This is a genomic window from Apibacter sp. B3706, from assembly GCF_011082725.1.
Lineage (GTDB): Bacteria > Bacteroidota > Bacteroidia > Flavobacteriales > Weeksellaceae > Apibacter.
The window spans coordinates 955316-977132 of sequence record NZ_CP049715.1; the positions used below are offsets into that span (position 1 = coordinate 955316).

The 21817-nt window shown below is 31.8% G+C and carries 18 protein-coding genes; 4 read left to right on the top strand and 14 right to left on the bottom strand.

The window, feature by feature from the left end:
* The first annotated feature begins 2 nt into the window (after positions 1 to 2).
* Positions 3 to 1229 (top strand): aminotransferase class V-fold PLP-dependent enzyme, encoded by a 1227-nt coding sequence (locus G8C41_RS04335; RefSeq protein WP_166006281.1) that lies wholly within the window; start codon positions 3 to 5, stop codon positions 1227 to 1229.
* Positions 1230 to 1406: 177 nt separating this feature from the next.
* On the opposite strand, the gene G8C41_RS04340 is transcribed toward G8C41_RS04335, so the two are convergent.
* The 7 genes from G8C41_RS04340 to G8C41_RS04370 form a co-directional block, all read right to left on the bottom strand.
* Positions 1407 to 2219, bottom strand: coding sequence for a TPM domain-containing protein (locus G8C41_RS04340; RefSeq protein ID WP_166006283.1), 813 nt, complete (start codon positions 2217 to 2219; stop codon positions 1407 to 1409).
* Positions 2191 to 2613 carry a TPM domain-containing protein gene (locus G8C41_RS04345; RefSeq protein WP_160565188.1) on the bottom strand — a complete coding sequence of 141 codons (423 nt, stop codon included), beginning with the start codon at positions 2611 to 2613 and terminating at the stop codon, positions 2191 to 2193. Before G8C41_RS04345 ends, G8C41_RS04340 begins: the two co-directional genes overlap by 29 nt.
* Before the next feature lie 21 nt (positions 2614 to 2634).
* Positions 2635 to 3252 carry a LemA family protein gene (locus tag G8C41_RS04350; protein WP_105297555.1) on the bottom strand — a complete coding sequence of 206 codons (618 nt, stop codon included), beginning with the start codon at positions 3250 to 3252 and terminating at the stop codon, positions 2635 to 2637.
* Between the two features lie 120 nt (positions 3253 to 3372).
* The gene (locus G8C41_RS04355) at positions 3373 to 4752 is read right to left on the bottom strand and encodes a tetratricopeptide repeat protein (RefSeq protein ID WP_166006285.1); all 1380 of its coding nucleotides are present in this window, start codon (positions 4750 to 4752) and stop codon (positions 3373 to 3375) included.
* 10 nt (positions 4753 to 4762) lie between these two features.
* Positions 4763 to 7375, bottom strand: coding sequence for a DNA gyrase subunit A (gene gyrA, locus G8C41_RS04360; RefSeq protein WP_166006287.1), 2613 nt, complete (start codon positions 7373 to 7375; stop codon positions 4763 to 4765).
* Between the two features lie 173 nt (positions 7376 to 7548).
* Entirely contained in the window at positions 7549 to 8052 is a 504-nt protein-coding gene (nrdG, locus tag G8C41_RS04365; protein WP_105297552.1) for an anaerobic ribonucleoside-triphosphate reductase activating protein, read from the bottom strand.
* On the bottom strand, positions 8045 to 10252 hold the full coding sequence (locus tag G8C41_RS04370; RefSeq protein ID WP_166006289.1) for an anaerobic ribonucleoside triphosphate reductase: 2208 nt from the start codon (positions 10250 to 10252) through the stop codon (positions 8045 to 8047). The genes nrdG and G8C41_RS04370 overlap by 8 nt, the downstream gene beginning before the upstream one ends.
* A gap of 455 nt (positions 10253 to 10707) precedes the next feature.
* On the opposite strand from G8C41_RS04370, the gene G8C41_RS04375 reads away from it, so the two are divergent.
* Entirely contained in the window at positions 10708 to 11127 is a 420-nt protein-coding gene (locus G8C41_RS04375; protein ID WP_160556606.1) for a hypothetical protein, read from the top strand.
* Positions 11128 to 11129: 2 nt separating this feature from the next.
* Here G8C41_RS04375 and G8C41_RS04380 read toward each other — a convergent pair whose 3' ends face one another.
* From G8C41_RS04380 to G8C41_RS04400, 5 genes are all read right to left on the bottom strand, one after another.
* Entirely contained in the window at positions 11130 to 12134 is a 1005-nt protein-coding gene (locus G8C41_RS04380; RefSeq protein ID WP_166006291.1) for a glycosyltransferase, read from the bottom strand.
* A gap of 16 nt (positions 12135 to 12150) precedes the next feature.
* Complete coding sequence (gene murA, locus G8C41_RS04385; RefSeq protein WP_166007669.1) at positions 12151 to 13464, bottom strand: UDP-N-acetylglucosamine 1-carboxyvinyltransferase; 1314 nt, start codon at positions 13462 to 13464, stop codon at positions 12151 to 12153.
* On the bottom strand, positions 13461 to 14105 hold the full coding sequence (locus tag G8C41_RS04390) for a DUF4290 domain-containing protein (RefSeq protein WP_166006293.1): 645 nt from the start codon (positions 14103 to 14105) through the stop codon (positions 13461 to 13463). Before G8C41_RS04390 ends, murA begins: the two co-directional genes overlap by 4 nt.
* Positions 14106 to 14688: 583 nt before the next feature.
* A complete protein-coding gene (ccsB, locus tag G8C41_RS04395; RefSeq protein ID WP_166006294.1) occupies positions 14689 to 17928 on the bottom strand; it encodes a c-type cytochrome biogenesis protein CcsB in 3240 nt (1079 codons plus the stop codon).
* Positions 17929 to 18033: 105 nt separating this feature from the next.
* Complete coding sequence (locus G8C41_RS04400) at positions 18034 to 18687, bottom strand: DUF4294 domain-containing protein (protein ID WP_160566048.1); 654 nt, start codon at positions 18685 to 18687, stop codon at positions 18034 to 18036.
* Positions 18688 to 18747: 60 nt separating this feature from the next.
* Between G8C41_RS04400 and G8C41_RS04405 the strand changes: the two genes are divergently transcribed.
* On the top strand, positions 18748 to 19833 hold the full coding sequence (locus G8C41_RS04405; protein ID WP_160566045.1) for a M42 family metallopeptidase: 1086 nt from the start codon (positions 18748 to 18750) through the stop codon (positions 19831 to 19833).
* 85 nt (positions 19834 to 19918) lie between these two features.
* Here the strand turns inward: G8C41_RS04405 and G8C41_RS04410 are convergent, their stop codons facing one another.
* Both G8C41_RS04410 and G8C41_RS04415 read right to left on the bottom strand, forming a co-directional pair.
* Entirely contained in the window at positions 19919 to 20332 is a 414-nt protein-coding gene (locus tag G8C41_RS04410) for a hypothetical protein (RefSeq protein WP_160566042.1), read from the bottom strand.
* Positions 20333 to 20526: 194 nt separating this feature from the next.
* Complete coding sequence (locus G8C41_RS04415; RefSeq protein ID WP_160566039.1) at positions 20527 to 21069, bottom strand: YqgE/AlgH family protein; 543 nt, start codon at positions 21067 to 21069, stop codon at positions 20527 to 20529.
* A gap of 50 nt (positions 21070 to 21119) precedes the next feature.
* On the opposite strand from G8C41_RS04415, the gene pdxH reads away from it, so the two are divergent.
* Positions 21120 to 21764 carry a pyridoxamine 5'-phosphate oxidase gene (pdxH, locus tag G8C41_RS04420; RefSeq protein WP_166006296.1) on the top strand — a complete coding sequence of 215 codons (645 nt, stop codon included), beginning with the start codon at positions 21120 to 21122 and terminating at the stop codon, positions 21762 to 21764.
* The last annotated feature ends 53 nt before the right edge of the window (positions 21765 to 21817 follow it).

A 21817-nucleotide genomic window follows, 5' to 3' on the forward strand; every position in this document is an offset into this window, starting at 1 on the left:
CCATGAACGAAGATTTAAAAGATATAAAAAATATTTTTCCTATACTGAATCAGTTAGTAAATGGCAAACCTTTAGTCTATCTTGATAATGCTGCAACTACTCAAAAGCCGATTTCCGTAATAGAGGCAGAAGAAAAATATTATAAAACTATAAACTCTAATGTTCATAGAGGAATTCATACCCTTAGTCAATTGGCTACCGTGGAAATGGAAGAATCCCGAAAGTCTGTGCAACAATTTTTAAATGCAAAAAAGGATTACGAAATTATTTTTACTAAAGGAACGACCGACAGTATCAACTTAGTAGCTACAGGAATAGAACCCTTACTTAACGAAGGCGATGAAATTATTATATCCAATTTAGAACATCATTCGAATATCGTTCCTTGGCAATTATTAGCCGAACGAAAAAATCTAAAAATTAAAGTTATTCCTGTGGATGACAACGGAGATTTGATGATGGATGAATATGATCGACTCCTTTCGGAAAAAACTAAAATAGTAGCTGTAAATCATATTTCCAATGCATTGGGTGTAGTTAATCCAATTGAAGAAATAATTTCCAAAGCTCATAAAATGGGTTCATATGTACTTATAGACGGAGCGCAAGCCGTATCCCACCGAAAGGTTGACGTGCAAAATTTAGATGCCGATTTTTATGTATTCTCTTCACATAAGCTTTATGGTCCTACCGGTGTGGGTATTTTATACGGTAAAGAAAATATATTAGAATCCATGAAACCCTACCAGGGAGGTGGAGAAATGATTAAAGAAGTTACTTTTGAAAAGACGACCTATGCAGATTTACCTTTTAAATTTGAAGCAGGCACTCCGAATATTGCCGGTAATATTGTCTTAAAAACTGCTATAGATTTTGTGCAAACTATAGGTTTTAAAAATATTAGTAAGCATGAAGACGAAATTATGAAGTATGCTAAAAATAAACTTTCGCAACTAGATAATATAATCATCTATGCTCAAAATGCAAAACATACTTCCGGAGCACTTTCTTTTAATTTAGATATCGAAAATATTCATTCGTCAGATGTCGGATTTATTTTAGATAAACAAGGGATAGCAGTAAGGACCGGACATCATTGCGCTCAACCCATTATGCAACGCTTGGGAATAAAAGGTACTGTTCGAGCATCATTTGCCATCTATACAACTAAGGAAGATATTGATCAATTAATTGATGGGATGTATTTAGCTCAAAAAATGCTTAGATAAAACTAAATTATGATTAATTAAACAGTTATTTCAATCGTCTAATAAGTATGACAATTTTTAATTAGAAAAGTCTGGCCGGCGATTATATAGTATTATTATATTCCTATTCATTTCCATATAAACACGAATAAAGAATGAGGAAAATAATCGGTAGGTAATAGTAATATTTTTTTAATATTACCAACTACCACTGGCACCGCCTCCACCAAAGCTTCCTCCGCCGCCAAAACCTCCAAAACCACCACCTCGGGAACTACTGCCCCCACTACCGCCAAATATACTTCCGCCGATAAATCCACCTAAACCACCCCAAAAATCATCATCATTATTTTTTCTTTTACCATTTCGGTCATAATATGTGTTGTTTCTATTGTTTTTATGCATTAATATATATAACAGTATAATGAAAAATATAAATACGGCAACTATGATCCCTGAAGTAGTATCATCAGTATCCTCCGGGTTATCTGCTTTAAATTTCCCTTGAAGAACCTTTATAATTTGATCCGTACCGGAGTTTATAGCACCATAATAATCATTTTGTTGAAGATAAGGAATCATATATTGATGAATAATAGTACTGGAAGTATAGTCAGTCATGGCATCTTCCACTCCCCGTCCATTCTGTATAGCTAATTTATGATCATCGGAAGCTATTAATAATAAAATACCATTATTTTTATATTTTTGTCCGATTTGCCATTTTTCACCCCATTTGGCTCCCACATAATTGATATCGTCACCATTTAATGTTTTAACAATACAAACAATTATTTCCGTGGAGGTTGAATCGCTATAAGATATTAGCTTATTATTTAATTTATTTTGTTGCTCTTCCGTAAGAATATTAGCATAATCATTAACGGGGTAAATTATATTTGGTTTTTCCGGGATTTTAAATTCCGTTTGGCCGTAAATGAAATTATTTAAAAATAATACGCCAAAAAGGACTAAAATAATTTTAACGGGATATTTCATTGGGTAATTCATTTTCTATATTTTTTCCATCTCTTGGAAAAAATTTTTTCAATTTAGTTCCGGTTTTTAAAATTGCGTTGATTAATCCTTCTTTATAATTATCTTTTTTAAATGAAAATGTAATTTCCTTTAAAAGTCCATCCCAAAAATTTTGATGCACATATTTATGAATGTTGACATCTCCAATTACAGCAATTTTTTTCTTATTTTCGGATACATAAAATAAGACACCATTTCTATCTTTTGTTTTTTCCATACCCAATTTGGTAAAAAGGGATTGCGCCGTGGCTAACGCATCCCCCGTTAGGTTTTGGTCTATATGTACCCTAATTTCCCCTGTAGACATCGCTTCGGCTTGTCTAATGGCTTCAATAATATCTTCTTCGTCCCGGGGTGAAAATAACATTCTAAAAGTAGTTTTTTTAAATTATTTACCGTTTAACAATTGATCAACATTTGGGGCTTTTTCAGCACCTGCATCTGCTTTAAATGTTCCTTTTTCTTTAAAATTTCTAAAATTAGCAACAATACTTGCGGGGAACTTTTGTATATAATTGTTATAGGTTGTAACAGATTGGTTGAAGTTATCTCTATCGATTTTAATTCTATTTTCTGTTCCTTCCAATTGATTTTGAAGTCCTAAAATATTTTGATTGGCTTTTAAATCAGGATATTTTTCAATAGTAACTAATAATCTGCCTAAAGCAGAACCTAAGCCGGATTGCGCTTTTTGATATTCAGCTAATTTTTCAGGAGATAAATTTGAAGGATCAATCTGTACTGAAGTTGCTTTTGCTCTGGCTTCAATTACAGAAGTAAGAGTTTCTTTCTCATAATTGGTTGCTTTATTAACGGTTGCTACTAAACCGGGTACTAAGTCTGATCTTCTTTGATATGAACTTTCTACAGCACTCCATTTTAAATTTACATCGTTATTTAGTTCAATCATATTATTATTAATGCTTACCCCCCACATAAATACTCCGATTACAATTATAGCGATTAATCCTATAATACCACCTCCGATTAAACATCCTTTTTTCATAATTTTTACTTAAATTTATATTTACTATTAATTATATTATCCAATATCAAATATTATTCCTAAAAAGTAAGGGAAGTTTCTACTACTTCCCTTACAATAAGTTGTATTATATTATTTTCTTTATAAAGCAGATTCTGCTTTTTTCATTTCTTCCATTTTATCCTTCATCTGTAAAACTCTATACGCTTCTATTAACGCTTGAATAATACCTTTATCTTTTTGATCATAACTGTATGCTTTCTCCATATAAGGTAAAGCCTGTTTGAACATTGCTTTTCTTTTTTCGACTAAAGCATCATATTTTTGTTGATCAGCTCTTGAAGATCCTAAGGCTTTCATTTTTTCTACAATTTCTTTATCAGGAGCTAATAATAAAGCTGCCAAATTCAAATATGCTGCCGGATAATCAGGCTTAATAAGTATAGTCTTATTATAATATTCTTTAGCTAATTCAACTGTTTTAGGATCTTTGCTGTATAATACTCCTAAATTATAATAAGAAACATAATCATTAGGTTTTTTTACAATAGCTTCTCTTAATTTAGCAATGTATTTATCTGTTTGACCGGTTTGATAGTATAATTCTCCTATTTGAGAATTTAAATTAGTATCATTCGGAAATTTTTTCAATCCTTTTTCAGCTAAAGCCATAGCTTCATTATACCTTTTATCTGCAACTAATAAGGAAATTGCATAATTATATAAATCTGCTTCAACGGAAGGTGATTCCTCTTTTTTAAAGTCAGAAAACCCGGAATTAGGTGCCGATTTGAATAAATTGTATTGTTCTTCGCTTAAACCGACTCTTTTACCGTTTTGTAAAGCTGTATACGTGGTTGTCTTACCTGTATAGCCTTCATTTAGTAATTCTAAGTACAGTTCAAGAGCTTTTTTATTATTATTGGCTGCATGATAAGAAATTGCTGCATAATATTTAAAAACTTCATCCGCATTTCCTGCTGCTTGAGTTAAATAAAAGGATTCTAAGAAATCATCAGCCGCTTTCGAAAATTGTTTTGCATTATATTCAGAAGTTGCCCTGCCGGATAATTCTTGTCTTTTTTGTTCTAAAATCGGAATTATTTTTTGAATATAGTTTGTACCTGATTTAGTTTCTTTTAAACCTGTAAAACCTTGGTATTTAAGTTTTTCTGCTTCTTCTTTAGTAAGAACAAAAGCCTTTTCTTTAGTATTTTTATTTTTTAAAGAATAAATAGGGCCTTTTTCATAAAGGGCTAATTTGGAAAATATTTTAGCAGATTCAAGAGTTTTTCCTTGTTCCAATAAAGAATTTCCTTTTACATATAAATATTTAGCATATACGTCGGGATTGATTCCGGATATATTAGAACTAACCGTTGGTTCTACTTGCTGTATTAATGACTCTGCCTGAGTTTTATTTCCTTTCTCTAATGCATTAAAAGCATCTTTTATTTCTTTCTCTTGGCCAAAAGACAAAAAACTAACTAATATAAATAGAGAAACTGATATTTTTTTCATATGATGATTTTTAATCCTCTGATTCTGAATTATTTTCTTCGTTTGATTCATTTAAATCATTTTCTGAATAGTCAGAATCATTTAATTTTTCATTTATTTCTGTAACGTTAAGCGAGGTTTCACCATTAATAGTATTTCCATTTTCATCATATTCTTCTTCATCAACCCCTTCTTCTTTTTCAATTTTAGTTATGGCAGCAATTTCATCGTTCTTTTTAAGATTAATTAATTTAACTCCTTGTGTATTCCTGCTCATAACTCTAAGTTGTTCCACAGACATTCTGATGGCTACACCGGATTTATTAATGATCATTAAATCGTTATCATCGGTAACTTTTTGGATAGCTATCAGATTACCGGTCTTATCAGTTATATTTAAAGTTATAACTCCTTTTCCTCCTCTGTTAGTAATACGATATGCATCGGCGTGAGTTCGTTTTCCATATCCTTGTTCTGATACAACTAAAATAGTGTCATTTTCAGGATCTGAAATAATAACCATTCCAATTACTTCGTCATCCTCATCGCCCAAAGTAATACCTCGTACACCTGAAGCATTTCTACCGATAGGTCTTAATTTTTCTTGAGGGAAGCGAATAGCTTTTCCATATTTGGTAGCAATCATTATTTCATCATTACCGGAAGTTAAACTTGCGCTTACCAAAGTATCTCCTTCCCTGACATTAATAGCATTAATTCCGTTGGCACGTGGTCTGGAATAAGCTTCCAATGTTGTTTTTTTGATGGTTCCTTTTTGGGTAACCATAACTAAAAACGTATTATTTATATATTCCTCATTTTTTAAGTCATGAGTTAAAATATAAGCTTTGATTTTATCGTCTGATTCGATATTAATTAAATTCTGAATAGGTCGTCCTTTAGCTATTTTGGAACCTTCAGGAACTTCAAATACTCGTAACCAGAAACATTTACCTTTTTCTGTGAAGAAAAGCATGTACTGATGTGCAGTAGCGGAAACAACATATTCAAGGAAATCTTCATCTCTGGTAGATGCTGCACGGTTTCCAACGCCACCTCTTGATTGGGTCTTATATTCTGAAAGAGAAGTTCTTTTGATATATCCCATTTTAGAAATAGTTAAAACAACTTTTTCATCAGGAATAATATCTTCAATACTCATTTCACCACCCGCAAAATTGATTTCGGTCTTACGCTCGTCACCGTATTTTTGCTTGATTTCTTCTAATTCCTCTTTAATGATAGAATATCTTAGTCCTTCGTCATTTAAAATAGTCTTAAGGTATTCGATCTCTTTCATAATAGCATTGTACTCATCTCGGATTTTATCCAACTCCATTCCGGTTAAACGAGCCAATCTAAGATCCAGGATCGCTTGAGCTTGTATTTCCGTTAATTCAAATTCTTGAATTAAGCCCGTTTTTGCTTCGCTTGGACTAGAACTTTCACGGATAATTTTAATGGCTAAATCTAAAGTATCTTGAGTAGCAATAACTTTCATAAATCCTTCCAAGATATGGGCTCGTTCTTGAGCTTTCTTTAGAAGGTATTGAGTACGTCTTACTACTACGTCATGTCTGTGCTCAACAAAATGATGAATGATATCTTTTAAATTAAGCTGAACGGGTCTTCCGTTTACTAGTGCAATGTTATTAACACTAAACGAGGTTTGTAATGCTGTATATTTGTATAAAAGATTTAAAACTACATTCGGGATGGCATCATGTTTAAGCTCATAAACTACTCTCATTCCATTTCTGTCAGACTCATCTCTGATTTCAGAAATACCTTGTAATTTATCTTCTTTGATTAACTCGGCTGTACGAGCAATCATATCGGCTTTATTTACCTGGTATGGAATTTCTGTTACTACGATGGCTTCTCTGCCGTGTACCTCTTCGAAATTGGCTTTTCCTCGTAAAATGATTCTCCCCCTTCCTGTTTCAAACGCAGATTTTACCCCTTCATAACCGTATATGATACCACCGGTAGGAAAATCGGGAGCTTTAATGTGCTGCATTAATTCATCAATAGTAATATTTCTGTTATCAATATACGCACAAATGGCACTAATAGATTCAGTAAGATTATGAGGAGCCATATTGGTAGCCATACCAACCGCGATTCCTGATGCACCGTTCACTAACAGAATAGGAATACGGGTAGGCATTACTTTAGGCTCTTCTAATGTATCGTCGAAGTTAAGTTGAGTATCAACCGTATCTTTATCTATATCCGATAATATTTCTTCGGAAATCTTTTTTAGTCGGGCTTCAGTATACCTCATTGCTGCAGGCGGGTCGCCGTCTACGGAACCGTAGTTACCTTGACCGTCTACCAGCTGATACCTCATAGACCATTCCTGAGCAAGCCTTACCATAGTGTCATATACTGACGAGTCTCCATGAGGATGGTATTTACCCATAACCTCCCCAACGATTCTTGCAGATTTTTTGTAAGAACTGTTGGCAGTAACTCCCAATTCATACATCCCATATAAAACCCTTCTATGTACGGGTTTCAAACCATCTCTTACATCGGGTAGAGCCCTGGAAACTATCACAGACATTGAATAATCAATGTAAGATGATTTCATTTCATCTTCAATATTAATAGGAATTAATTTTTCCCCTTCTCCTATCATAAGTGTACTTGTTTATTTTTTCTTTAGTATATAAGACCGTAAAGATAATGAATTTTTATCGAACACGCAATTAGACATGCCTTTTAAAGATTTTGTGCGATTATAGTTCGTATTTATATATCAATTTGGATTCAAATGAATTTATCTCAATAGAATGTTTTCTCATTAAATTTTTATATAAATTGGTTCTCTCTGATTACAATACTTTTATGTAAAAGTGTTTTTTGGACATCAATTATTCTTTGATTGGAGCTTCCTCTAAATGGTAATCCTTCTTCGTATAAAGTATTCACGTATTTACCGTCTACAAGTACGTCTATATAAGGTAAAATTTGTGATAATTTTTTGGATTTATGTATTTGTTCAAAGGTAAACCCGGTGTAACACCAAATATTTTTATGCGAAGTAGCTTTAATTTCTTTGGCTAGTTCTGTAAATTCTTTTACTTGTATTAACGGGTCACCGCCCGTAAAAGTTACATTTGAAAATTCTGATTGATTTATAATCTCAATCAGCTCATTAATTGTATAGGGTTTTCCATTATCAATATCCCAAGATTCCGGATTGTGGCATTCTACACATTTATGAATGCAACCTGCCGCATAAATTGAAGTCCTAAAGCCGGGCCCGTCCACCGTTGTATCCTGTATAATATCCAGTATAGATAATTTAGTCATGAATAATACGGTCGTTTAATTCCGCTAACTTAGCATAATTCCATCTATCGGTTGTCCCTACTAAATATCCCGTAATTCGTTGCAAACGGTCAATATGGGTGCTTCCACATTTTGGGCATTCGTCTAAATGCGCAGAAGCATTTTCATACCCGCAGGGTAAACATCTGTTTCGAGTATGATTCACAGAAGAATAGCCGATGTTATATTTATCCATCATATCCACTACAGTCATGATTGATTCGGGATTGTGAGTGGCATCTCCATCTATTTCAACATAAAAAATATGTCCACCGCGAGTTAAATCATGATAAGGAGCTTCAATTTTAGCTTTTAAGTGAGCGCTGCATTTATAATATACCGGTACGTGATTAGAATTAGTATAGTATTCTCTGTCCGTGATACCTTTAATACTTCCAAAGTCTTTTTTATCTTTTCTGGTGAATCTACCTGCAATGCCCTCTGCCGGTGTAGCTAGAATACTATAGTTGTGTTTATAATTTTCTGAAAAAGTTAAAGACTTATCCCTCATAAATGTAACTATTTCCAGTCCTAATTTTTGAGCCTCCTCATCTTCCGCATGATGTTTTCCTATCAAAGCTACTAAAGCTTCGGCAAGTCCTATAAATCCGATTCCCAAAGTTCCTTGGTTGATTACTTTTTCTACTGTCTCTTCAGACTTTAGTTCTTCGGATCCATTCCATAATGTCGACATTAATAAAGGAAATTGTTTGGGAGCTGCTGTTTTTTGAAATTCAAAACGTTGATGCAGTTGCTCGGCAGCTATTTGTAACGTATGATCCAGCTTTTGGAAAAATTGATGTTTTCTTTCAGTTTCATCATTTATTTCGCGGGTTTCTAATGCCAATCTAACTAAGTTGATTGTTGTAAAAGATAGATTACCTCTACCTATGGATGTTTTCTCTCCAAATCTGTTTTCAAACACACGCGTACGACATCCCATAGTGGCTGTTTCGTATTGATATCTTTTAGGATCTTGTGCATTCCATTTTTCATGATGATTGAATGTAGCATCTAAGTTCAAAAAGTTAGGAAAAAAACGTCGGGCGCTAACTTTGCATGCTAATTTATACAGGTCATAATTCGGATCCTCCGGTAAATAACTTACTCCTCGCTTTTTCTTCCATATTTGGATAGGAAAAATCGCTGTTCCACCGTTTCCAACACCTTCATTCGTACTTGTTAAAAGTTCTCTTATCACACATCTTCCTTCCGGAGAAGTATCCGTACCATAATTAATGGAACTGAATACTACTTGATTTCCTCCCCTGGAATGGATCGTATTCATGTTGTGGATAAATGCTTCCATGGATTGATGAACTCTGCTTACGGTTCTATTGATGGCATGTTGTACAATTCTTTCATCACCTTGTTTTTGATCAAGTTCTTCCTTAACATAATCCTTAATCGCGTAGTCATACAGGTGTTCATAATTTTGACCGTTTATATTTTCAAGAATTTTTATTTCCTCGATATAGCTTTTTCTAACAAACGGCGCTAAATAAAAGTCAAATGCCGGAATTGCTTGTCCTCCGTGCATTTCATTTTGAGCGGTTTCTAATGAAATGCAAGCCAACATGCTGGCGGTTTCAATTCTTTTGGCCGGTCTTGATTCTCCATGTCCTGCAAAAAGACCGTTTTCTAAAATTTTATTTAATGGATGTTGCACACAAGTTAGACTTTTAGTCGGGTAATAGTCTTTATCGTGAATGTGTATATAGTTGGAAAGAACCGCTTCTTTGGCTTCAGGACTTAAAAGATAATCATCTACAAAGGGTTTGGTAGTTTCACTGGCAAATTTCATCATCATTCCTGCAGGGGTGTCTGCATTCATGTTTGCGTTTTCCCTTGTAACTTCATTGGATTTGGTTTCAATGATCTCCAAAAACATATTGCAAGTTTTAGCCTTTCTTGCAACATTTCTTTGATCTCTATAGGATATATATTTTTTTGCCACTTCTTTACGGGGACTGTTCATTAATTCCATCTCTACCATGTCTTGAATGGCTTCAACCGTCATTTCTACATTGCCTGTCTGAGATATATCTTCAGTAATTTTTTGTATTAAAAAAGAATCCACTCCATTTTCCGTATTTTGCATAGCTTTGCTAATCGCATTAAAAATCTTATTTTTATTAAACTCGACAATGCGTCCATCTCTTTTAATAACTGTCTGAATCATTTTATGTTTACTTTATCTATTGCACTTTATGTAAGATGAAAACCTTATATCTGGAGACATAAAATTTTATTGTCGCCAAATACAGGGGTTATATATGAAACTTGGAATACTAATAATTGTAACGTAATTATTGAATATTCAATAATTTAAGGTAGTAAGAATACAGGATTTTTTCCTGTTATTGGTCATGTATTCGATAAAGCTTCATATGTTAGTACAAAGATAATTTTATTTTTATTTAGCTTTTTTTATTTAAGAATTTAATTTTCAACATAATTATTTCTTATGATATTATTACTAAAATTTATAGAAAAATATCAATTATTGATCGAATCGTCTAAAAAAATAAATAAGTCAAAATAATAAATAATCACATTTTAAAAGATCAGCATTTAGGTAGTAAAGTTATTAACAGGGACTTAAATTTGGAGATATTATTTTACTATATTTGAGACATGAAAAAACTATCAGTACTTTTATTTTTATATACTTCTTTTATCTGCTATGCTCAGGAAAAGAACCTTACCTGTCTTGACTTTAATCGGGGTGAATTCAGAAATATTAGCGAAAATTCCAATTTAAGTTCCCTTATTGTGAGAAATGGCAATAAACAGTTAGAAGTTACCAACGGAGTTGAATCTTTTAAAAGGATTGAATGGTTAAATGATTGTGATTATATATTATTTTTCTCTAATCGAGACGCTAAAAAGGACGGTTTTAAAAGATTTATCAATAAAAATGGAGGGATAAAAGTAAAGACTGTTAAAATTGAAAAAAACATTTTATACTATAATACCTATTATTTTGACGGTAAAAAAGAAATTATAGGAGAAGGAAGATTACTTAAAACAAGTAATCATGCTTCATTTAAATAAAACTAATAAAAGTGTGATGGAAATGCCTCTTTAGGTTCCCTATTTAAGATATTTAATTTTATATAGGATTGTAAAAAGCCAAATCCATAGGAAAAAAATTGAATAAATGTTGTAAGTAAAGATATGAGACCGATTTTGATGCTCCTGTTTTTATAGCTTGAATCAAGGAAAATAGCACAGAAATAAAAAAGCAAAGGAAAGATACATCTATAATTAACTATCGATAAAACTAAGGACAAAACAGTGAATATCAAAAAAAGAGAAGGAAACCAAAAAGTAATTTTTGAAAAGTTAGGATGTCTTTGGTTCAATATGGGACGGGCAATTCCAAAATGATATACTTGATTAGCAAATTTCTTAAGGGAAGTTCTTCTTTTATGAAAAACCTTGCATTCAGGAAAAAATCGGGTTTTAAACCCTTTTTCCCAAAGAGTAAGACTTAAATCGGGGTCTTCTCCTACCCTCAATTCCGAAAATCCGCCAACACTTTTAAATGCTTCTTTGGATATACCCATATTAAAACTTCTAGGCTGGAATTTATTTATCGCTTTTTTATTGCCACGAATTCCTCCCGTGGTTAATAAAGAAGTCATGGAATATGAAATTGCTTTTTGTAAATCATTAAAATTTTTATCGGCCGAATCAGCTCCTCCAAAAGCGTCCACATAATTAAATCTTAATTCTTTACGAACATTTTCTATATAATGAACCGGAGCAATACAATCTGAATCTAAGAAAATATAATAATTTCCTGAAGCGTGTTCCGCTCCGTAATTTCTTGATAATCCTGCTCCGGAATTTGATTTGTAATAATATTTAATATCCAATACCTCTGCATAAGTGGAGACTATAGGTTCTAACTTTTCTTGAGATCCATCGTCTACAATAACAATTTCAAAATTTTTATCCCTTTGATTAATTAAACTAAACAGTAATTCCTGTAGTTCATCTTTTCTATTATAGACTGCTATAATAATTGAAATTTTTAAATGTAAATCTCCATGCATAGTTTTGTTTTATAGATTATAGGTCAATCCGAACAATATCAGCGCCCAAGGCCCTTAATCTCTCATCGATGTTTTCATATCCTCTATCGATTTGATAAATATTATGTATTCGGCTGGTTCCTTTTGCAGACATGGCGGCAATTAGTAAAGATATGCCGGCTCTGATATCCGGAGAAGTCATTACTGTTCCTCGTAAAGGAAGTTCATGATTTAATCCGATAACTGTTGCTCTGTGCGGATCACAAAGAATTATTTGTGCACCCATGTCAATGAGTTTATCAACAAAAAACAGTCTGCTTTCAAACATTTTTTGATGTATTAAGACGCTTCCTTTGGCTTGTGTGGCTACTACTAAAATAATACTTAATAAATCGGGGGTAAATCCCGGCCAAGGAGCATCGGAAATCGTTAATATAGATCCGTCTATAAAATTTTGAATTTTATAATGTTCTTGTGAAGGAATATATAGGTCTTCACCTCTTTTTTCGATTTGAATACCCAATCTTCTAAAAGTATCCGGTATATTACCTAAATTTTCCCAGCTAACCTCTTTGATGGTAATTTCCGATTTAGTCATGGCAGCCAAGCCAATGATACTTCCAATCTCTATCATATCAGGGAGTACAGTGTGTTCGGCACCGTTAAGTTCGGAAACGCCATAAATAGTTAAAAAATTAGAGCCAATTCCTTCAATCTTTGCGCCCATTTTAATTAACATCTTACATAATTGCTGTATATAGGGTTCACAAGCTGCATTATATATTTGAGTTTTTCCTTCAGCCAAAACTGCAGCCATAATGATGTTTGCAGTGCCTGTTACGGAAGCTTCTTCTAAAAGTAAATAATTACCATTTAACTTTTTAGCTTTTACGGAATAAAACTTCTCTTCTTCGTCATATTCAAATTGAGCTCCTAAATCAATAAAGCCTTTAAAGTGAGTGTCTAATCTTCTTCTACCGATTTTGTCACCGCCGGGAACGGGAATATAAGCTTCTCCGAATCGACTTAAAAGAGGACCTAATAGCATGATGGAACCTCTTAGCTGAGCTCCGTTTTTTCTAAATTCTTTACTTTTCAAAAATTCAAAATCAATTTCTTCAGAACAAAAGGTATAATCTCCCTTAACGTTTCGGGTAACTTTTACACCCACTGTTTTTAATATTTCAATTAGTATTAAAACATCTTGAATTTCGGGTATATTTTTTATCCTAACTGATTTTGATGTTAAAAGGGTTGCACAGATAACTTGAAGAGCTTCGTTTTTGGCACCTTGCGGAAAGAATTCACCATGAAGAGGCTTTCCACCGCAAATCTGAAAAGTATTCATTATTTATTTTTGTTTTTAGAAAAATTATTTTTCTTTTGATTTCTATAGTTACTATTGTTGTTTCTATTCTTGTTTTTATAAGAAATATTTGAATTAGTCTGAACCGGCACATTCATTAAAGCTTCTTTTGAACTCAATTTTAAGGAACCGTTAGATAATTCTTCTAAATGATTAAATATTACTTCATCTTCTACCTGATCTTTGTTCCATTTCAGGTAATTTTTTTTCATTTGATTAGCGATCACATATTTCAATCCTTCTTTCTTATCACCTTCTTCCCATGATTTTGCTATTTCAATCATTTTTTTCACATTTGTTCCATAATATCTGTATTTAGATTCATTGGAAGGATAAGCCATTTTTTTGGGAGCCGTATTCATTTCTGCCTTGGTTGGAATCGGGTAAGGTGAATCTACTTTTAATTCAAAATTGGCCATTATAAAAAGTTGATCCCATAGCTTATGTTGAAAATCCGGCACATCTCTTAAATGAGGATTTAAATCTCCCATAACATCAATGATTGATTTGGCAAATTTATTTCTTTCATCATCGTCCTCGATTGTCATACAATGATCAACTAATTGTTGAACATGTCTTCCATATTCCGGGATAATTAATTTTTTTCTTTGAGTATTATACTCCATATTTTAATTTTAAAATTAATAATACAAATATTATTTTGTGTAAAATTTACTGTAGAAAAGACTCCTTTTTTCCGACGTATTAGGTAAGCTAATGGTTTATATATAAGACCGTGTAAATTACATTAACATAAACAAATTGGCATAAAGAAATTTTTATCATAAAAATTTCTGAGTCTCTTTTTTTAGCTTATACTTTAGGCTTTTAAAGTATATTTTTGTTTTTATTATATAGTAAACTGTAAACTCCTGAATAAATCATAAACATTTATGCGACTTATAAATAATGTCATCGGAAATTTTTTTTAAAGGAACAATAGTTTTAGTAAATTATAAATCTACTATTTGTAGGTTGCAAATGTAATCATAATTCTTGATATTTTCCTTGTCTTTAGTATTTATTTATCATATAGTTATTTTTTTTTCATTAATAAATATGTAATTGATGTAAATAATTTTATTTTTATGTAATTAATAAGGTTATCTAGGAACGTAATTGATTTTAACAAGCTTGATTCTCTATTAATTTATCTTTTTTGAAACATTTATAACTATATTTTATATTTTGTTTATTTATTTAACTTTTTTAGGAATTGAATTTTCTTTTTTGGGCTATATATGAAGTTAATCCTAATATAGCAACCAATAATAGTACAATATATACCCATAAAGGTATAGGAACCGGATCTCCTTGTGCGTAAGAGTGTAAACCCGATAGATAATAATTTACACCAAAATATGTCATTATAATGGTCGAAAAAGCTGCTAAAGATAAAAAATTAAACAGGTATTTACCCCTCCAATTAGGAACTAATCGCAGGTGTAAGACAACCGCATAAACTATTACGGAGATAAATGCCCAAGTTTCTTTAGGATCCCAACTCCAGTACCGCCCCCAGCTTTCATTTGCCCAGATACCGCCTAAAAATGTTCCGATAGTTAATAAAAAAATACCAATTGTCAATGATAGCTCATTTACAATAGTTAATTCTTTAATTGAATTTTCAACTTTATAAGAAATATCTTTACGGTTTATTATAAACAAAAATAAAACTACGGTTCCTATTAAGGCACTCAATCCGAAAAAACCATAGCTGGATGTAATTACCGCAACATGGATCATTAGCCAATATGATTTTAACACAGGAACTAAAGGCGTAATTTGTGGATTCATCTGATCTCCTCCATGAGCAAATCCCATTAAGATAACTGCAACTAAACAACCTGCCGCAGGGATAAATCCATTTCTGTTTCGATATAAGAGAAAACCGGCCAATACACTTATCCAACTTATGAACAGTACCGCTTCGTATCCGTTGGACCAGGGTTCATGTCCTGAAACATACCATCGAATCCCTAATCCCATTCCATGTATAAGAGCAGCTAGTATAACTAGGCTTAACAAAATACCCTCTAACCAAGAATAAAGCTTATAGTTTTCAGTAAATAGTTTGGTAAATGCCAATATTAATAATACAAGTCCCAGTACGGCATATATTATCATAATTTTAAAAAATACATCCCAATTATTGTATCTTAATTCCCAATTGATCTTGGCTTGAGAAGGTATAATTTCTTTCCCCCATTTGAGTTGATAATCGGATATTTTTTCCAGGGCTTCATCCGCTTGATTCCAATTATTATTTTTTTCAGCCACTACTATCGCTCTAAAATACCCTCCCAACAAATTCAAAGCAACGCTATCAGTTTTCATATCGGGTAAAATCCAGGAAGTCCAGGTATGATTTTTATCGTTGGGTATAGGAATAAATTTTAAATAATACCCGCTGATTAATCCTTGCATTACTTGGAGCTTATCATTTAACTCAATTATTTCTTTATCATAATTTGATCTTTCTGCCGGTTTTTTTCTAAATGCTTTTTTAAAATCATTTTCCAAAATAAAATCGGGAGTTCCATCCGGTTGGGTAGTAAATAAATTCATTAAGGAGGTATAACCTTCTGTATTTGCTTGAGTAATTTTTTTTAATTGGTCCCCTCCCTTAGTTCCTATTTTGAGTAAAGGAACATTTGCCCAAAGCATAGGATTGGTGGATATGGAAATAAAAAATTGATTAGCGTCCAACTCAAAGAATTTTTCGCTTTTATGTAATTTTCGTAAAATTTCTAAAGCCAATGTATTCACCGGTTCTATTCGTCCCTCGGATGATTGAACCAAAAGTGCCCCAAATTTATCTGAATGTGATTTTGGAATGTATATACTTTTACTAAAAGATTCCCCGTCTACTACTTTTGAATACGTTGTATTTTTACTATGGGTATGCTCATGAATTTCCGATTTATGGACGGAAGATTTTGGTAAGGTGTCCGGATCGTTCTTCTCCGGATTTTGACTAAAAGCATATTGACTGAATAAAAGAAATAATAAAAGAAATGATTTTTTATGAGCAGCTATTTTTTTAAGTTGAACATTAAGTTTAGAAAATCTTGTCCCCTTCCAAAATATAGTCATAAACATTCCCACTATTAATAATGCATAGCCTATATAGGTTAAAGTTGTCCCCCAGAAATCGTGATTAACGGAAAGGACGGTTCCTTTTAAATCTGAATCAAAACTGGATTGAAAAAATCGGTATCCTTTGTAATTGAGTATGTGATTCATATAAATTTTAAAAGGTGTTTCTTTTCCATTATCTAAAATGGATATATCGGATTCATATGAAGAAGGACTGTTACTTCCCGGATAATGTTCCATAATAAATTTATTCAGTTTTAATGAAAATGGAGAAGTGGTATAGATTTTAGAACCATAACCTATAGAAATGAGCAAATTATCTAGGGCTACTTGTTTTTGAACCCCGGTTAACCCTTTTTTTCCATAAAATAAAAATTCTTTAGATTGTTGATTGGTTGAGGCTTTCATGTAAATAAGATCGGGATCCTCTGAATTTTTATTTTTATCCCCTTCATAATAAATAATTTTTCCCGATTGAGGAGTAATTGGTATCACAAAACTTACATTGGGAAATTGATAGAGACTGGCAAAATGTAATTTTTGTTTTTTATCGCTTCCTTCAACCGGAAGTTCTTCCTGTGTTGTCATAATCATACGCCTTCCCTTCATGGGCGAAGAAATATAGATTTCTTCATTTTCTGTGGTAATATTTATGGCTCCTTGAAGATAATTATTGAAACTTAGGGTTGAATTTTGAACTTGTCGGGCACTTCCTTCTTCAATATAAATAGTTTCTCTTCCCTTTGATCCTGAATAGATTACTTTTAATATTTTTTTACCTGAAGGTGCTATTTCTACTGAATCTTGAGCTCTTGGAATAAATTTTACAGATTCTAATTTTACCTTTTGACCTAAAAAATCGTAATTGGCAGAAAATTTCTTTTGAAACGGCTTAAGTAAAAAAGGAATATTTTCTGAGGTTAAAGTGAAAGGAATATCCTTATATGCTCTGGTTTCTCCTTGAAAATTTGAAATTTGTACTTTAAAGTAGGTTGCATCTGATATTATTTCATTATTTGTCTCTCCTTCTCTAATATGCATTTGTCCTTCATAGCTAATATATCTTGTGATAGCACCTCCTAAAAAAATAAAGATAAAAGATAAATGAAAAGTTAAAATGGGCCATTTTTTTAAAGACCAAAGCTTATATTTTTTAATATTTCCTATGAAATTTAAGATTAAAATGAGCATGATCAGTTCAAACCATTTCGAATTGTATATTAATGCCTTGGCAACTGAAGTACCGTAATCATTTTCTACAAAAGTTGCCCATGCCATAGAGAGGGCATAAATGACCAACATAATCGCTGTTGTTTTAGTAGAAAACAACAAGTCAAGAATTTTCTTCATTGGTTTTTTTATATTATTTTATATAAACTCCCAAAAATACATCAACTTACCTCTTCATCAAAATGTTTATAAAATAAATAGTTAAAACATGATTTTTTTAATTTTTTAATCATTTGATTCATTGGGCGGAATTAACTCACCACGTTGAAAAGCTCTTTGAAGTATCGATTCTACAAAGGCATCATCACGGATATGATAAGGATCAAAAGGTTCTTTTAAATCAATATCGAAAGCTCCCGCTTTTGCATTCCACCAAAAAGCCGACCAACCGTTCCTTAATTCTTTAATAATTTCATAAACGGTTTTACCGGTGTAACGATACATTAATTTGGAAAATATTCTGCCTTCTGTTTTGGTTAATCCTTTTAGTTTACCTTCATATTCTTCGGACAGTTGCTTTTGCCTTTTTTTTAAATATTTACGAAAAGCAGCATTATTTAAATTCAAGTTTAAGGAATCGTGTAAATTATTGTATTGTTTGAGTGCAATAAGAAAATAGGGATATACTCTAAAAACTCTTTTTTTAAGCCAGTTGTACTGATTCTTATCTAAGTTGTTGTTAAACTTAGGCATACCTTCTACTTGTATTGTTTTTAAGTCAATTAATACACTGTCTTCCGTAATGCTGTATTGGGATGATTCATTACGCATTACTGAATCAGAATTAAAATGAATAGTAGTTTCTAATGAATCTGTTTTTTGACATAGAACGATGTTGAAAATCAAGATAAATAAAAGAGTAAAAATTCTTAAGTTCATAAATTTTATCCCGTCAAAAACTATTCCCAAATTTAGTACATTTGTAAAAAACAGGTTAATATGAAAAATTCAATTATAAATGAAAATTCGTTGAAATTTTTAGAAAAATATATTAATACTCCCTCACCCACCGGAGCCGAAAGTAAAGGACAAAAATTATGGATGGATTATATTACTCCTTATGTGGACGAAGTCCGAACCGATAATTACGGAACTTCTTACGGAATTATTAATCCCGAATCAAAGTATAAGGTGGTAATAGAAGCTCATGCAGATGAAATATCATGGTTCGTAAATTATATCACTGATGACGGCTTAATTTATGTTATTCGCAATGGGGGATCCGATCATATGATTGCTCCTTCTAAAAAAGTTCATATACATACTAAAAAAGGCATCGTAAGCGGTGTATTCGGTTGGCCGGCAATTCATACCAGAAATTATACCGGAGTTGAAGAACCGCCTAAAGTAGAAACTATATGGGTTGATTGTGGTGCCTCCACTAAAGAAGAAGTTGAAGAATTAGGGATTCACGTGGGATGCATCATCACATATCCGGATGAATTTTTTATATTAAATGATACGTACTTTGTCGGCAGAGCTCTAGACAACCGTGTCGGCGGATTTATGATTGCAGAAGTAGCTAAGCTTATTAAGGAAAATAAAGATACACTCGATTATGGTTTATATATCACTAATGCTGTTCAGGAGGAAGTTGGATTGCGAGGAGCTGAAATGATCACGCAAACCATTAAACCTGATGTAGCTATAGTTACGGATGTTACTCATGACACTACTACTCCCATGATAAATAAGATGAAGCACGGAGAAATAAAATGTGGTAAAGGTCCGGTAATTTCCTATGCGCCGGCCGTACAAAATAATTTAAGGGAATTAATAATTGATAGTGCAGAAAAAAATAATATTCCTTTTCAGAGACAAGCTTCCAGTAGAGTAACCGGAACCGATACAGATGCTTTTGCTTATTCGAACGGAGGTATTCCATCTGCATTGATCTCTCTTCCTTTGCGTTATATGCACACAACGGTTGAAATGGTGCATAAAAAAGATGTTGAAAACACTATTCTTATGATTTATAATGCTTTAAAAGCAATAAAAAATAATCAAAGTTTTAAATATTTGTAATATAAATTTAAAAAGGAGCTATAAAAATAGCTCCTTTTACATTCTTTGTTATTTCCATTGTATGATATCAATGGTTTTAAATAGTTTATGATATTTTGGAAAAATAAACAAAGTAGGTCTCTGATAATTCAAAGACATCTATTATATATAATTTATAGTTAGTTACCATTTGAGTTTTGAATGGGTTTACTTTAAAAGCACGGGTTGTAATGCCTTTATTAGTAGATGAAGTGTTGAATATATTTTGATTATATAAATCGCGGAAACAGCATAGAAAAATATCTTTAATTCCGTAATTCCTTGCTAATTTTTTTGAGGTGGTTGAAACAAAATTTTCAGTATGAATTTTTAAATCTGTTGATTTCTTATTTTGATGTAAATTATTGAAGTAAAGATTAGAATATGACTTACCAATAGTTTGCCCATTGAAATAATTTATTCTATTAAAACAGGCAAAAATTATCAATATTGAAATTAATAATAAATTGTGAATTTTCATGATAATATTGGTCAGCTAAATAAGATAATGTTAACTTATCTGCAAAAATATTAAAAAAATTGTTAAAATTCATAATTTTATTATAACTTTCATTTTTATAAGGTTAGTTGGAAAAAAATTAAAAATTAAACAAATAATTTTTTATTATTATATCATATCATTGTTTTATAAAAAAATATTTATATTAAAGTATATTAATTTAATTTTGGATTTTTAGGAGAATTTATCCAAATTATATTCTTTTTATCTACTTTTATCAGTTGGTTTTTCCATAAATGATCTTCCCATTTTAATACATTTAACTCTTTATTATCGCTTACCAACCAATCATCATTTTTAATTTCATTTTCTAATTGATTAGCCTTCCAACCTGAATATCCGATAAAAAAACGAATTTCATTCGGTTTTATAAGACTATCTTTTAAAGCTGTTTTAATATCTTCAAAATCTCCGGACCAATAGTATTTTTCGTTTATTGAAATACTGCCTCCAATTACATCAGGTCGAGAATGGATAACAAAAAGATGATCTGAATCGACCGGTCCTCCCACATAAACATCCATATCTATATCAATATCAGGAACTAACTCCGATAATTTTTGATGATATATTTTTGTAAGAGTGAAGCCTATAGTTCCTTTTAACATATCATAATCAGTAATAAAAATTACACTTTTAGAAAAAAAAGAATCATAGCTGATAGGTTTTGAAATTAAAAATTTACCTTTGTAATCCATTTTTATCTTCTTTTATAACTTAGAGACATAAAATTACATATTTTTTACTAATGGAAGACTTATCTGATTGCAGAAAAATATACAAACTAGGTTCGCTAACCGAATCGGATATAACAGACAATCCGATGGAACTATTCAGAGAATGGTATTTACTGGCTGAACAAAGTGATCAAGCTTCTGAAGTCAATGCTATGGCTCTTTCAACTGTTGAAGATAATTTGATTCCCCGAACCCGCAGGGTTTTATTAAAACAATATACTTGGGAAGGATTTATTTTTTATACTAATTATCACAGCAGGAAAGGCAGAGCAATAAGTAAAAACCCGAATGTCTGCTTAAATTTTTATTGGGAAAGTCTTGAAAAACAAGTTACCATTAATGGAATAGCAGAAAAATTGGCACCCAATTTATCTGACGGTTATTTTCATTCCCGTCCTTTGGGTAGTCAATTAGGTGCAATTGTATCTCCTCAAAGTGAAGTTATACCTAACCGAGATTATTTGGAAAATAAATTAAGAGATTTAGAACTTTCTACTAAAACTAAGGATGAAATCAATAGACCCGAACATTGGGGAGGATATTTAGTAAAACCGTTTCAAATTGAATTTTGGCAAGGCAGACCTAATCGCCTACACGATCGGATTGTTTATACATTGCAAGATATGGATTGGATTATCCAAAGGTATGCTCCATAATTCTAATTATAACTATTCCTGCTTTTACTCAAATTAAAATTCACTTTGCTATT